We start from the raw sequence: 13,043 nt of genomic DNA, 5'->3' as shown, positions 1-13,043 counted from the left end.
GATGGCAGCGGGACCAGACGGCCCGGCGGCCGGGGGCGCGCCGGACGAGACGGCGGAGTGGCTGGAAGCCGACGGTCTCGGCGGCTTCGCCTCGGGCCTGGTGAACGGCCTGCGGACGCGGCGCTACCACGCGCTGCTCCTCACCACGACGCGCCCGCCCGCGGGACGCGTCGTCCTCGTCAACGGCATCGAGGCCTGGGTCGAGACGCCGGCGGGGCGCTTCCCCATCACGACGCAGCGCTACGCGCCGGACATCCTGCACCCCGATGGCTGGCGCCGGATCACCGGCTTCGCGTGCCGGCCCTGGCCGTGCTGGACCTTCACCCTGCCGGACGGGACCGTGCTGGCGCAGGAGATCCTGGTGGCGCGGAATGCGTGCGAAACGGTGCTGCGCTGGCGGCGCACCGCGGGCACCGGCCCTTGCCGCCTGAGCGTCCTGCCATTGCTGTCCGGGCGCGACTACCACGCGCTGCAGCGGGAGAACGGCACCTTCCGCTTCGACGCCGTCGTACAGGGCGGCAACGTCGCCTGGCGACCCCATGCGGACCGGCCGGCGATCGCGGCACTCACCAACGGCAGCTACCGGCACGCCCCGGACTGGTACCGAAATTTCCTCTACACGGCGGAGCGCGACCGCGGCCTGGACGATACCGAGGACCTCGCCACCCCCGGCCTGTTTGCCTTCGACCTCGCATCGCCCGAGGGCGCCGCGATGGTGCTGCGGACCGGCGACGGCCTCGCGGTACGCGCGGCGCCGCACGCCGAGGACCTGATGCGAGCGGAGCGTGCCCGCCGCGGCACGGCGGCGCCGTCGTTCGCCTCGGTCGACAGCTACCTCGTGGACCGCGCCGGTGGCCGCACCATCATCGCCGGCTTCCCCTGGTTCACCGATTGGGGCCGCGACACCTTCATCAGCCTGCGCGGGCTGGTCCTCGGCACCGGCCGGCTCGATGCGGCGGAGGCAATCCTGACCGCCTGGGCCGGCACGGTGAGCGAGGGCATGCTGCCCAACCGCTTCCCCGACGGGGACGCACCGCCCGAGTACAACGCCGTGGATGCCTCGCTCTGGTTCATTGTTGCCGTGCACGAATTCCTGTCGCAATCGGAAGCGGCAGGCCGCGCCGTGCCGGCCGCGGTGACAGGGGCGCTCGCCGCGGCCGCGGTGGCGATCCTCGCGGGCTATGCGGCCGGAACCCGCTTCGGCATCGCGCTCGACCCGTCCGATGGATTGCTGCGCGCGGGCCTGCCGGGCGTGCAGCTCACCTGGATGGACGCGAAGGTCGGCGACTGGGTGGTCACGCCGCGCATCGGCAAGCCGGTCGAGGTCCAGGCGCTCTGGATCAATGCGCTCCGCATCGCCGGCTTGCGCGGCTGGGGCGCGGGTCATGGCGCGGACTGGAGCGGCATCGAGGCCCGCGCGCGCACCGCCTTCGCGCGCTTCGCCAATCCCGCCGGCGGCCTGCATGACGTGGTCGATGTGGATCATGTCCCGGGGACCGCCGATCCGCGGCTGCGGCCGAACCAGATCCTCGCGGTCGGCGGCCTGCCCTTCCCGATCGTCGCGGGTGCTGCGGCGCGCGGCGTGGTGGACCGCATCGAGGCGTCGCTGCTGACGCCGCTCGGCCTGCGCTCCCTGGCGCCGGACGACCCGGACTACGCCGGGCGCTACCGGGGCGGCCCGCCCGCTCGCGACGGGGCCTATCATCAGGGCACGGTCTGGCCCTGGCTCATCGGCCCCTTCGTCGATGCCTGGCTCGCCGTGCGCGGGCGCGGCGAGGCGGCGAAGGCGGAAGCCCGCCGGCGCTTCCTGCCGCCGCTCCTCGCGCATCTCGGGACGGCGGGACTCGGCCATGTGTCGGAGGTCGCGGATGGCGACCCGCCGCACGCGCCGGGCGGCTGCCCCTTCCAGGCCTGGTCGCTCGGCGAGTTGCTGCGGGTGCGGGCGATGCTGGACGTGGCGGAGGATGGACCGGATGCCTGATGACCGGAGTGGCGGGGTGCCGCCGCCGCACCTGCTCGAGACCGCGGAAGGCCGCCGCTTGGTCGTCGCGGACAGCGCGGGCTGGCGGGCCTGGGGGCCGTATCTCAGCGAGCGGCAATGGGGGACGGTGCGCGAGGACTACAGCCCCGGCGGCACGGCCTGGGACTACTTCCCGCACGACCACGCGCGCTCGCGCGCCTATCGCTGGGGCGAGGACGGCATCGCCGGCTTCAGCGACGCGCACCAGCGCTGGTGCCTCGCCCTTGCGCTCTGGAACGGGCGTGACCCCATCCTCAAGGAGCGGCTCTTCGGCCTCACCAACGAGGAGGGAAACCACGGCGAGGATGTCAAGGAGCTCTACTACTACCTGGACGGCACGCCGACACATGCCTACATGCGCATGCTGTACAAGTACCCGCAGGCCGCCTTCCCCTATGCCGATCTTGTTGCCGAGAACGCCCGGCGCCGCGGCCGGGCCCAGCCTGAATACGAGCTGATCGATACCGGCGTCTTCGACGCGCAGCGCTACTTCGACGTCACGGTCGAATATGCCAAGGCGGCGCCCGACGACATCCTGATGCGCGTCACGGTCGAGAATCGCGGGCCCGAGGCGGCCACGCTGCATGTCCTGCCGCAGCTCTGGGCGCGCAATACCTGGTCCTGGGCCGAGGGCGCGCCCCGGCCCTTGCTGCGCGCCACCGGCGGCGGCGCGGTCGAGGCGGATCATCCGGAAGCGCCGCCGCTGCGCTTCCTGCCCCTGCAGCCGGCGGAGCTCCTGTTCTGCGAGAACGAGACCAACCCGGGCCGGCTGCACGGCGCGGACATCCCGGGCCATTTCAAGGACGGCATCAATGACTACGTGGCGGGAGGGCGTCACGACGCGGTCAGCCCGCTGCGCGAGGGCACGAAATGCGCCGCGCTCACCCGGCTCGATCTCGTTGCGGGCGGACGGGCCGTTCTGCGCTTCCGGCTAGGGCCGGCGACTGGCGCCACCGCGCCGTCGGAAAGCGGGTTCGACACGCTGCTGGAAGGTCGCCGCGCCGAAGCCGATGCCTTCTACGCCGTCCTGCAGCGCGACATCGCCGATCCGGATGCGCGGGCAGTGCAGCGGCAGGCGCTCGCCGGCATGCTCTGGTCGAAGCAGTTCTACCGCTTCGACGTGCGGCGCTGGCTGGCGGGCGATCCGGCACAGCCGCCGCCGCCTGAAGGCCGCCGACGGGGACGCGACAGCGACTGGCAGCACCTTGATAATGCCGACATCCTGTCGATGCCAGACACGTGGGAGTATCCCTGGTACGCAGCCTGGGACCTCGCTTTCCACAGTGTCACCTTCGCCCTGATCGACCCCGAATTCGCCAAGCAGCAGCTCGTGCTGCTGACGCGCGAATGGTACATGCACCCGAACGGCCAGCTGCCCGCCTATGAATGGGCCTTCGGCGACGTGAACCCGCCGGTCCATGCCTGGGCCGCTTGGCGGGTCTATCGCATGGACCAGGCGCTGACCGGTCGCGCCGACCGCGCCTTTCTGGAGCGCGTCTTCCACAAGCTGATGCTGAATTTCACCTGGTGGGTGAACCGCAAGGATGCTGAAGGACGCAACATCTTCCAGGGCGGCTTCCTTGGCCTCGACAATATCGGCGTTTTCGACCGTTCGGCGCCGCTGCCGACCAGCGGCTTCATAAACCAGGCGGACGGTACCGCCTGGATGGCGATGTACACGCTCAATCTGATGCGGATTGCCCTCGAACTCGCCACGGAAGATCCCGTCTACGAGGACGTCGCCTCGAAGTTCTTCGAGCACTTCCTCTACATCGCCGGTGCGATGACGAACATCGGCGACGAAGGCATCGGGCTTTGGGACGATTGCGACGAGTTCTATTACGACGTCCTGAACCTGCCCGGCGGGCAGCGCGTGCCGCTGCGCGTGCGCTCGATGGTAGGGCTCATCCCGCTCTGCGCCGTGGAGGTGCTGGAATGCGATACGCTGGAGCGGTTTCCCGCTTTCACCGCGCGGGCGCAGTGGATGCTGTGCAATCGGCCCGAGCTGGCCGGGCTCGTCTCACGCTGGACCGAGCCCGGCAAGGGCAACCGGCTCCTGCTGTCGCTGCTGCGGCGCCACCGTATGAAGGCGTCGCTGCGGCGGATGCTCGATGAGGCGGAGTTCCTGTCCGGGCACGGCATCCGGTCCGTCTCGAAGGCGCATGCGGCGGCGCCCTTCGAGATCGATCTTGGCGGCATGCGTTTCACCGTGGACTACGAGCCCGGAGAGTCCACCACAAAGGTCTTCGGCGGCAACTCGAACTGGCGCGGGCCGGTTTGGATGCCGCTCAATTTCCTGATCGTGGAAGCGCTCTATGAATTCGAGCGCTTTTATGGAGAGGCCTTCCGTGTGGAGCACCCATCCGGGTCGGATCGGTTCCAGACCCTGCCGGAGATCGCGCGGGACCTCTCTGGCCGGCTTGCGGGCTTGTTCCTGCGTGGGCCCGACGGCCGCCGGCCGGTGCTAGGCGACAGTCCCCTGCTGCAGAACGACCCGCATTTCCGCGACCTGATCCCGTTCCACGAATACTTCCATGGAGACAGCGGCAAGGGCCTCGGCGCGGCGCACCAGACGGGGTGGACCGGGCTCGTCGCCCTGCTCCTGCAGCCCCGCGTCAACCGTATGGGCAGCCTGATGGCCGTCGCCCAGACGCCGGAGGAGATGCCGACCCCCGGCTCTGCGTCAGCAGATAGGGCGGCACAGCCGTGATGCCTGCCCCGGAGCCAAGCCGGCCCGGTGCCTCAAGGTCGCGCTGCCGAGCCCTTCATCCGCGCCTCGATGAGGTCGGCGACGCGGAGCGCGTTGGCAATGATCGTCAGCGTCGGGTTCACCGCGCCGATCGAGGGGAAGAAGCCGGCGTCCGTCACGTAGAGATTGTCGAGGTCATGCGCCTTGCAGGCGAGATCGAGCACCGAGCTGGCCGGGTCGCGCCCGAAGCGCAGGGTGCCGGCCTGGTGCGCCGTGCCGCCGATCGGGATGTCCTGGCCTAGATAGAGCGTGCGGTCGAGCAGATGCGGGTGGATGTCGAGCCGGTCGCAGAGCCGCCGCAGCTTTTCCCTGAGGCGTATGTTGCTCTCCATGTTGGTCTCAGTCAGGTCGAGATGGACCTTGCCATCCCTGTAGTAGACCCGGTTCTGCGGCAGCGGCAGATCCTCGGACGTCAGCCAGAAGTCGATCGAGTGCTGGGCAATCCAGTCGAACGGCTTCTCCGGCAGCCATTGAAGGAAGGCCGGAAGCCCGTCGGCCTCGACCTGGACGCCGTCGGTCTTGCCGAGCATCTGGATGTGGCCGAGCGGATATTCCCAGTCGTCGGCGCCGAAGTAGAAATCGTTGAGCCCGAGCGTCTTCTGGAACTTCGTCGGGTTGGGCGTGCGGGAGATGGCCATGACCGCCGCATTGTTGTGGCGCATGTAGTTGCGCCCGACCTGCCCCGAGGAATTCGCCAGCCCCGTGGGATGCGCGTCGTTCGCCGAGCGGAGCAGCAGCAGCGCCGAGGAGAGGGCGCCGCAGGCGACCACCACGATATCGGCGGCGAAGCGCATCGGCTCGCCATGGCGGATCACCTCGACGCCGGCGATGGTGCGGCCCGACGGGTTCGTGGTCAGCCGCTCGACATAGGCATTGGTGAGGAGGGTGAGGTTCGGATGCGCCCGCAGCGCGGGATCGACGCAGATGACCTGCGCGTCCGACTTGCCGTTCACCAGGCAGGGATAGCCGTCGAAGGTGGCGCAGCGGATGCAGGCGGAATGCGGCGATGCCTGGCCATCCGCGGTCTCGTCCAGCATCGCACCCACGGGCAGGTGGAAGGGGTGGTGGCCTTCCCGCCGCAGCCCGTCGAACAGCTGCTGGATGCGCGGCTCGTGGCTGATGGGGGGATGCGCGTAGGGCTTCGGGGCGGGCGGCTCGGTCGGATCCTCCCCGCGCAGGCCGCGCACCCGGTAGAGCTCCTCCGCTGCCTGGTAGTAGGGCTCGAACTCGTCATAGCCGACCGGCCAGGCCGGCGAGAGACCGTCCTTGTGCCGGATCTCGCCGAAATCCTCCTGGCGCAGCCGGAACAGCACCGCGCCGTAGACCTTGCTGTTGCCGCCGACGAAATAGTGGAGCCCTGGGTGGAAACTGTCCCCGGTTGAGCTGTGCCAGGTCTCGGTCGCCTGGTAGCGCGCATCGACGAAGACGGCCCGGCTGTCCCAGTTCTCCTGCTCGCGCCGCAGGTAGTCGCCACGTTCGAGCAGCAGGATGCGCTTGCCGGTCTTGGCCAGCCGCCAGGCCATAGTGGCGCCGCCGGGGCCGGAACCGATGATGATGATGTCGTAGCGTTCGCTGGCCATCACGCTTCCTGCTCCCCGTGCTGTCTGCGGCCGGGCGCCAACCATCCCGCCATCACGTTCCGCATCCGGATTGCCCGTACCAGGACTGCTGCGAAAGCCGGCAGGATCAGGCTACGCTTCCTGCGGCACCGGACGGAACCCCGTGCGGCACCGCTCGTGACAGGGGACCCCATGGAACCGAGCACCCTGATCGAGCTCGCCGTGCGTTATCTGCTGGTCATGCTGTTCTTTCCGTTCAGCGCTCTCGACAAGATCCTCAACTTCCGCGGAGCCGTCGGCCAAGCGCGGGAGATCGCGCCGAGCGAGGGTATTGCGACGCTGCTCATCCTGGCCGGGCTCTTTGTCGAGATCGTCATGCCTCTCGGCATCCTGACCGGCACGGCGGACCGGCTCTCCGCCCTGGTCATGGCCGGCTACTGCATGGTGACGGCCCTGCTCTGGAAGCAGTTCTGGAAGCCGGGCGATTTCTGGCAGGCCGGCGACAGCAAGGCGCGCGGCCTTTTCTGGGATTTTCTCAAGAACTTCTCGCTGGCCGGCGGCTTCCTGCTGCTTACCATCGGCACGGATGCGGCAGGCTTCGCGGCTTTCCTGGCGGATCCCTTCGGGTCGTCGCATCCCTATTCCAGATTGCAATGAGGCGCTGAGCATGAGCCCCGGCGAAAAGCCCCGCATCCCCTACTGGCATCTTTGGACGGACGAGCAGGGCGTGAGCCACCAGACGCGCTGCGCGCTGACGGAGTTCGACCTGAAGACCATGCAGGCGCCCGCCGACCCGCAATGGCAGGGGCAGCGGACCACCGACGGCATGACAGTGATGGTCACGGTCCAACCGATCGGCTGGGTCGGCACTTGGCACGAAAACCCGAAGCCGCAATGGATCATTCCGCTGTCCGGCCGCTGGTTCGTCGAATCCATGGATGGCCAGCGGGTGGAGATGGGACCCGGCGAGATCTCCTTCGGCGAGGATCAGAACACGGTCGAGACGGATGGCCGAAAGGGGCACCGCTCCGGCACCGTCGGCGAGGTGGCGGCCGTGCTGATGGTCGTGCAGTTCGCGACACCGCCCACGGTCGCCTCGCCTTGCCGCTTCGCCTGAGTGGGGGTGGGAGCCGCAACCCCGCCCGGGAGGAGACTGCCCATGGACGGCTTCGAGATCAGGGACAGGCGCTTCGCGCATTACGTCCTCGGCAATGCGCCGCTCGAGGAACTCGCCACCGGCTTCCGCTGGATCGAGGGCCCGGTCTGGATGGGCGATGCGGATTGCCTGCTGTTCCAGGACATCCCGCGCAACCGGACCATGCGCTGGACTGAATCGGGCGGCGTCTCGGTATTTCGCGCACCATCGGACTTTGCCAATGGGCAGACGCGCGACCGGCAGGGACGGCTGATCGCCTGTTCCCATCGCGGGCGTTGCCTGTACCGGACGGAGCTCGATGGGCGTGTCACGGCGCTGGTCACGCAGCACGGCGGCAAGCGGTTCAATGCGCCGAACGACGTCGTGGTCAAATCCGATGGCACGATCTGGTTCTCCGATCCGCTCTACGGCATCCAGACCGATTACGAGGGCGGCCGGCAGCCTTCCGAGCAGCCGCCAGCGCTCTACCGCTATGACCCGGGTGCGGGCGACATCCGCGTCATGGCGGCGGATTTCGACGGACCGAACGGCCTCGCCTTCTCGCCGGACGAACGGCGTCTCTACGTCGCCGAAACCGGCGACCAGACGCGGGACGATCCCAAGCAGTACATCCGGGTCTTCGATGTCTCGCCAGACGGCATGAGGCTGTCCGGCGGCGACGTGTTCCACAAGGTTGCGCCCGGCTACTGCGACGGCATGCGGATCGACGAGGACGGCAATCTCTGGAGCAGCGCCGGCGACGGCGTGCACTGCATCAGCCCGGCCGGAGAGCTGCTCGGCAAGGTGCTGGTGCCGCATGTCGTATCCAACCTGTGCTTCGGCGGCCGCGACAAGAACCGGCTATTCATCGGTGGGTCGCACACGCTTTATGCGATCTATCTCAACCGACGCGGCGTGCAATGGCCATGACCATCCCGTCTTGGCGCGTCACGCGGGTGAGCTTCACCACTGCCGAGCCCGCAGCCTGTTCCGCCTTCTTCCGCGAGGCGCTGGGCTTCGAGGAATTCGGCATCGAGGAGCGTGGGGGTGAGGCCTTCGGCCGGTTGATGGGGCTGTCCGGCGCGCGGGCGCAGATCCGACTGCTCCGCCTCGGGCAGCAGGAGGTCGAACTCGTCGCTTTTGCGGAGAAGGGCCGCTTTTATCCGCCCGGCGGCATGAGTTCCGATCCTTGGTTCCAGCACATCGCCATCGTCGTATCGGATATGCAAGCCGCCTATACCCGCCTCACGGCCCGGCCGGGATGGACTCCCATCTCGACCTCGGGGCCGCAGCGATTGCCGGACAGCTCGGGCGGTGTCACGGCCTTCAAGTTCCGGGACCCGGAAGGCCATCCGCTGGAGCTTATTGCATTTCCGCCTGGCAGGACACCGAAGGTATGGCAGGGACCGCATGGCGCCGATCCTTGCCTTGGGATCGACCATTCGGCCATCGTGGTATCGAGCAGCGCGGTGAGCATCGCCTTCTACCAACAGCTCGGCTTCAGGCTTGCCGCGCGCTCTCTGAACCGTGGCACCGAGCAAGAGAAGCTGGACGCTATTTCGGGCACAGAGGTAGAGGTGACCAGGCTACAGCATGCGGGCATGGATGACCCACCGCAGCTCGAGTTGCTCTGCTACCGCTCACCATCGGCAAGGCATTCGTCGACCGCGACGGGGTGCAGCAACGATATCGCTACGACCAGACTTTTGCTTGACGCAAGGCCTGGGATCGCACTCGCGCCAGTCCTTGCTCAGCTCGACATGCGATTGGTGTCCGACGGTGCTGTCGCGGTCGGTGGCGGGCGCAAGGCGGCTCTCTTGCACGACCCCGATGCGCACCACCTGATGCTGATAAGTTGACAGTCCGCGAAGTGATCGACCGTCCCGAAATCGGCGACGTGCTCATGGTCGTCCGGTGCCCGGTTCGCGCTGCCGGCCGACCACCAGCGCGTCGTAGGGCGCGGCGAGGCTGTGCTTGGCGAGCGTGGTCTGCTCGGCGAGCAACCCGGCCTGCGCATCGCCCAGGGCGGCGCGATCCACCGCCAGCGACATCTTGCATGAACCCGGCGTGGCCAATGCTCTGCAGAACGGCGGCTACACCGTCGTCGGTGGGACACCGGAAGCCTATGACGCCTTCCAGCGCGCCGAGATCGATCGCTGGCGTCGCGTGGGGCAGGTCGCCAGTATTCGAATGGAGTGACAGATGTCCCAGCGTTTCGCCAACAAGGTCGCCATCGTCACCGGCGCGGGCTGCGTCGGCCCGGGCTGGGGCAATGGCCGCGCCATCGCCTACGGCCTGGCGAAGGAAGGCGCCATCGTCATCGGTCTGGACCGCAATGCCGAGAGCATGACCGAGACCGCCGAGCGCATCGCCGCCGAGGGCGGCCGCTTCGAAACCGCGGTGCTCGATGTCAGGGACAGCGCCGCCATCGCCGGGCTGGTCGCCGATGTGGTCGCCCGGCACGGCCGGATCGACGTGCTCGTGAACAATGTGGGGGGCTCGGCGGCGGGCGGTCCGGTCGAGATGGCCGAGGAAACCTGGGACCTTCAGATCGACGTGAACCTGAAGAGCGTGTTCCTCACGCTCAAGCACGTGTTGCCAGTGATGGAGCGGCAGGCGGCGGGCGCGGTGGTGAACCTGGCCAGCACCTCCGGCATCCGCTGGACCGGGGCGGCGCAGGTGGCCTACGCTGCGTCGAAGGCCGGCGTCATCCAGCTTTCCCGCGTGGTGGCGGTGCAGTACGCGGCCAAGGGTGTGCGGGTGAATACCGTAGTGCCGGGCCAGATGCACACGCCCATGGTCGAGGTTCGCCTGGCGGGCCAGCGTGCGGGGGGCGACGTCGACGCCCTGGTGAAGCAGCGCGTCGCCCGCATCCCGATGGGCTTTGCTGGCGACGGCCGGGATACCGCGGCGGCGGTGCTGTTCCTGGCGTCTGACGAGGCGCGCTTCGTCACCGGCACTGAATTGGTTGTCGACGGCGGCATGTCCGTGCGCTGCGGCTGAACCAAGACAGGCAGTAGACGAAAAAGGTCACGCGGTAAGTTTGGCCCCAGGAGAGAATCGGAACAGGCGGCGCCTTGTTCATTGCGCCGCCCCATTCAAGCCCGGGAACGACTCTCCCCTGCAAGTTCCTGGACGCCTCGCCGCCGCCGGATTTGCGTACCAGCGGGGGCCGTACTGCCCGCAACAACAGCTGCATATCCGATGAGGCGCATATCGCCCGCCTCATCGAATACGCAGCAGTCGGCTCCTGCGCCCGGACGGTGCGCCGCGGCTACTCGGCGGTGATGTTGGCGCGCTGCACGACCTCTCGCCAGCGAGTCTCCTCGGTACGAACGTATTCCGCAAGCCGGGCCGGCGGCCCACCCGCGATGCTCAGGCCTTCTTCGGCAACCTGCCGCTGGAAAGTCTCCGTACGGATGGCCTGGTTGGCCGCAACATTCAGTCGCTCAATCGTCTCGCGTGGGGTACCGGCGGGCGCGTAGAGACCGTACCAGCCTTCCGAGGCATAGCCGGGCACGCCCGCCTCGGCGATGGTGGGAATGCCCGGGAAGGCCGCCGAACGCTCGGCCGAGGTCACCGCGATGGCGCGCAGGCGGCCACCCGACGTCGCGCCGGCGACCGTGGCCGCTGTGGCGAACAGCATGTCCACCCGACCTGCGAGCAGATCGGTCAAGGCCGGCCCGCTACCGCGATATGGCACATGGGTCAGCTCGACCTGCGCCAGATGGGAGAACAGCGCACCAGCCAGATGGGCGGAGGTGGCATTGCCGAAGGAGGCATAGGTCAGCGCCCCCGGATCCTTCCGTGCAGCGGCCAGCAGCGCGGCGAGGTTGCCGATCCCCTTGGTTGCATTCACCAGCAGCACGTTGGGCGACCGCCCAATTAGCATTACTGGGTCAAAGGCCGCGTTGCTGGCATAGGGCAGCTTCGGCTGGATGCTGGGCAGCACGGCGAAGGCGAAGGAGCCGAGCAGCAGCGTGTAGCCGTCTGGGGCGCTCTTCGCCACGAGATCATTGCCGATGAGCGTGCCGGCGCCCGGCTTGTTGTCGACGATCACCGGCTGGCCGAGCTCGCGCGCCATGCCTTCGCTCATAACCCGGGCGATGATGTCGGTGCCGCCGCCCGGGGCGAAGGGCACGATGATGCGCACCGGGCGGTCGGGATAGGCGGCGCGGGCCGGGCCGGGCAGCGCCGCGCCGAGCGCGAGGGCCAGGGCCGGCAGCTGGCGGCGGGACAGCATGGGCTGTCTTGGCGACGGACTAAAACGATGATGGGTCACGGAGCGGTTTCCTTTGCTCTTGCTTATCGTTTGGGCTTTGGCCGCGGCGTCAGGCGAGGATGGCGAGGCCGTCCACCGCCCGCACGCCCTGGCCTTCCGGCAGGACGAAGACCGGATTAATCTCCGCCTCGACCAGCCGGTCGCCGAGCGCCTCTGCCATGGCGGCGAAGCCGATGATCGCATCCACCAGCGCGGCCACGTCGCAGCGCGACGCACCGCGGAAGCCGTCTAGCAGCGGCCAGGTCTTCAACTCGCGCAGCATCGCCTCGGCATCGGCGCGGCCGAGCGGCAGCAGGCGAATGGCGGTATCCTGGAACAGCTCCGCCGCCACCCCGCCCATGCCCAGCAGGATGGCCGGGCCGAGCTGCGGGTCGCGGTGAAAGCCGAGGATCAGCTCGGCGCTGCCCTTGACCAGCTCCTGCACCAGGAAGCCCTCCGGGGCCGGTGCGCCGGCGCGCCGCAGGCTGTCGAGCATGGTTTCGCAGGCGGCGGGGACATCGGCCGCCGTTACCCCAACCCGCACGCCGCCGACATCGCTCTTGTGGGCGATCTCGCGCGACAGGATCTTCAGCACCACCCGGCCGCCCAGCGTCTCGGCGGCCGCTTGCGCGGCGGCGGCATCGGTTGCGACGATCTCGCGGGTGACCGGCACGCCGAAGCGGGCGAACAGCGCCTTGCTCTCCGCCTCGTTCAGCGGGCCGCTGGGCAGCGGTGGCAGCGCGATATCGGTTGCGGTGGTAACCGACACGGGCTCGGGCACCGCCCGGGACTGCAGCGCCGCCAGCACGGTGGCGCAGGCCTCCGGCGCGGCGAAGGCCGGAATGCCGCGCAGGTTCAGCAGCCGGACGATGTGCGGCGCATGCGGGCTGACATAGGCCAGCACCGGCTTGTCGCTGCGCGCTTGGCATTCCACCACGGCATCGGCCACCAGGTCGGGCTGTGCCAGCGCCGAGGAACCGACGATGGTGACCAGCGCGTCGTAGCTGGGGCTGTCCAGCAGGGCCTTGATCGCGGTGCGGAACAGCGCCGGCTGCAGCCCGGCCAGCGTCACGTCGACCGGATTGCGGTCGGCGGCGGCCTGGCCACCCGCCTGCACCGCCGCCAGCCTGGCGATGGTCGCGGGATCCGGCGGCGGCACCTCGAAGCCGGCCAGGCCGCAGGCATCGGCCACCAGCGTGCCGGCGCCGCCGGTCGAGGTCAGGATTGCTACCCGCCGGCCGGCGGCACGCCGGCCGCAGGCCAAGGCGCCGGGGATGTCGAGCAAGTCGGCGAAGGTCTCGGCGCGGATGACGCCGAGC

General features: G+C 68.9%; 12 protein-coding genes. 8 read left to right on the top strand and 4 right to left on the bottom strand.

The window, feature by feature from the left end; genetic code table 11:
• Nucleotide 1 precedes the first annotated feature (1 nt).
• Nucleotides 2-1,981, top strand: a complete 1,980-nt coding sequence (locus tag E2C06_RS23600) for an amylo-alpha-1,6-glucosidase (protein WP_133291054.1) — start codon at nt 2-4, stop codon at nt 1,979-1,981.
• Nucleotides 1,974-4,730, top strand: a complete 2,757-nt coding sequence (locus tag E2C06_RS23595) for an MGH1-like glycoside hydrolase domain-containing protein (protein ID WP_133291053.1) — start codon at nt 1,974-1,976, stop codon at nt 4,728-4,730. The genes E2C06_RS23600 and E2C06_RS23595 overlap by 8 nt, the downstream gene beginning before the upstream one ends.
• A gap of 32 nt (nt 4,731-4,762) precedes the next feature.
• On the opposite strand, the gene E2C06_RS23590 is transcribed toward E2C06_RS23595, so the two are convergent.
• On the bottom strand, nt 4,763-6,349 hold the full coding sequence (locus E2C06_RS23590; RefSeq protein ID WP_133291052.1) for a GMC oxidoreductase: 1,587 nt from the start codon (nt 6,347-6,349) through the stop codon (nt 4,763-4,765).
• A 171-nt stretch (nt 6,350-6,520) separates the two neighbouring features.
• Between E2C06_RS23590 and E2C06_RS23585 the strand changes: the two genes are divergently transcribed.
• Genes E2C06_RS23585 through E2C06_RS23570 form a run of 4 tightly spaced genes read left to right on the top strand, consistent with a single transcriptional unit; the run spans nt 6,521 to nt 9,322 of the window.
• Complete coding sequence (locus tag E2C06_RS23585; protein ID WP_133291051.1) at nt 6,521-6,985, top strand: DoxX family membrane protein; 465 nt, start codon at nt 6,521-6,523, stop codon at nt 6,983-6,985.
• A 10-nt stretch (nt 6,986-6,995) separates the two neighbouring features.
• Nucleotides 6,996-7,445 carry a cupin domain-containing protein gene (locus E2C06_RS23580; protein WP_133291050.1) on the top strand — a complete coding sequence of 150 codons (450 nt, stop codon included), beginning with the start codon at nt 6,996-6,998 and terminating at the stop codon, nt 7,443-7,445.
• A gap of 42 nt (nt 7,446-7,487) precedes the next feature.
• Complete coding sequence (locus tag E2C06_RS23575; protein WP_133291049.1) at nt 7,488-8,393, top strand: SMP-30/gluconolactonase/LRE family protein; 906 nt, start codon at nt 7,488-7,490, stop codon at nt 8,391-8,393.
• Nucleotides 8,384-9,322 carry a VOC family protein gene (locus E2C06_RS23570; protein ID WP_133291048.1) on the top strand — a complete coding sequence of 313 codons (939 nt, stop codon included), beginning with the start codon at nt 8,384-8,386 and terminating at the stop codon, nt 9,320-9,322. The genes E2C06_RS23575 and E2C06_RS23570 overlap by 10 nt, the downstream gene beginning before the upstream one ends.
• A gap of 42 nt (nt 9,323-9,364) precedes the next feature.
• On the opposite strand, the gene E2C06_RS37835 is transcribed toward E2C06_RS23570, so the two are convergent.
• Nucleotides 9,365-9,514, bottom strand: coding sequence for a hypothetical protein (locus tag E2C06_RS37835; RefSeq protein WP_165982612.1), 150 nt, complete (start codon nt 9,512-9,514; stop codon nt 9,365-9,367).
• A gap of 16 nt (nt 9,515-9,530) precedes the next feature.
• Between E2C06_RS37835 and E2C06_RS40375 the strand changes: the two genes are divergently transcribed.
• Together E2C06_RS40375 and E2C06_RS23565 are read left to right on the top strand one after the other, a co-directional pair.
• Entirely contained in the window at nt 9,531-9,662 is a 132-nt protein-coding gene (locus E2C06_RS40375; RefSeq protein WP_277751863.1) for a hypothetical protein, read from the top strand.
• Nucleotides 9,663-9,665: 3 nt separating this feature from the next.
• On the top strand, nt 9,666-10,466 hold the full coding sequence (locus tag E2C06_RS23565; RefSeq protein ID WP_133291047.1) for an SDR family NAD(P)-dependent oxidoreductase: 801 nt from the start codon (nt 9,666-9,668) through the stop codon (nt 10,464-10,466).
• A 271-nt stretch (nt 10,467-10,737) separates the two neighbouring features.
• Here E2C06_RS23565 and E2C06_RS23560 read toward each other — a convergent pair whose 3' ends face one another.
• On the bottom strand, nt 10,738-11,706 hold the full coding sequence (locus tag E2C06_RS23560) for a tripartite tricarboxylate transporter substrate binding protein (RefSeq protein WP_133291046.1): 969 nt from the start codon (nt 11,704-11,706) through the stop codon (nt 10,738-10,740).
• An 88-nt stretch (nt 11,707-11,794) separates the two neighbouring features.
• On the bottom strand, nt 11,795-13,043 hold a 1,249-nt coding region (locus E2C06_RS23555; RefSeq protein WP_165982611.1), incomplete at its 5' end, for an acetate--CoA ligase family protein.

It is taken from the genome of Dankookia rubra, assembly GCF_004355005.1.
GTDB classification, from domain to species: domain Bacteria; phylum Pseudomonadota; class Alphaproteobacteria; order Acetobacterales; family Acetobacteraceae; genus Paracraurococcus; species Paracraurococcus ruber_A.
Note: the sequence above shows the minus strand (reverse complement) of the source record. Positions and strands in the feature narration are given on the sequence as shown.

Excerpts from the sequence above, each read along its gene's own strand:
- E2C06_RS23600 (WP_133291054.1), top strand. The coding sequence starts at position 2 with ATGGCAGCGGGACCAGACGGCCCGGCGGCCGGGGGCGCGCCGGACGAG.
- E2C06_RS23595 (WP_133291053.1), top strand. The coding sequence starts at position 1,974 with ATGCCTGATGACCGGAGTGGCGGGGTGCCGCCGCCGCACCTGCTCGAG.
- E2C06_RS23590 (WP_133291052.1), bottom strand. The coding sequence starts at position 6,349 with ATGGCCAGCGAACGCTACGACATCATCATCATCGGTTCCGGCCCCGGC.
- E2C06_RS23585 (WP_133291051.1), top strand. The coding sequence starts at position 6,521 with ATGGAACCGAGCACCCTGATCGAGCTCGCCGTGCGTTATCTGCTGGTC.
- E2C06_RS23580 (WP_133291050.1), top strand. The coding sequence starts at position 6,996 with ATGAGCCCCGGCGAAAAGCCCCGCATCCCCTACTGGCATCTTTGGACG.
- E2C06_RS23575 (WP_133291049.1), top strand. The coding sequence starts at position 7,488 with ATGGACGGCTTCGAGATCAGGGACAGGCGCTTCGCGCATTACGTCCTC.
- E2C06_RS23570 (WP_133291048.1), top strand. The coding sequence starts at position 8,384 with ATGGCCATGACCATCCCGTCTTGGCGCGTCACGCGGGTGAGCTTCACC.
- E2C06_RS37835 (WP_165982612.1), bottom strand. The coding sequence starts at position 9,514 with ATGTCGCTGGCGGTGGATCGCGCCGCCCTGGGCGATGCGCAGGCCGGG.
- E2C06_RS23565 (WP_133291047.1), top strand. The coding sequence starts at position 9,666 with ATGTCCCAGCGTTTCGCCAACAAGGTCGCCATCGTCACCGGCGCGGGC.
- E2C06_RS23560 (WP_133291046.1), bottom strand. The coding sequence starts at position 11,706 with ATGCTGTCCCGCCGCCAGCTGCCGGCCCTGGCCCTCGCGCTCGGCGCG.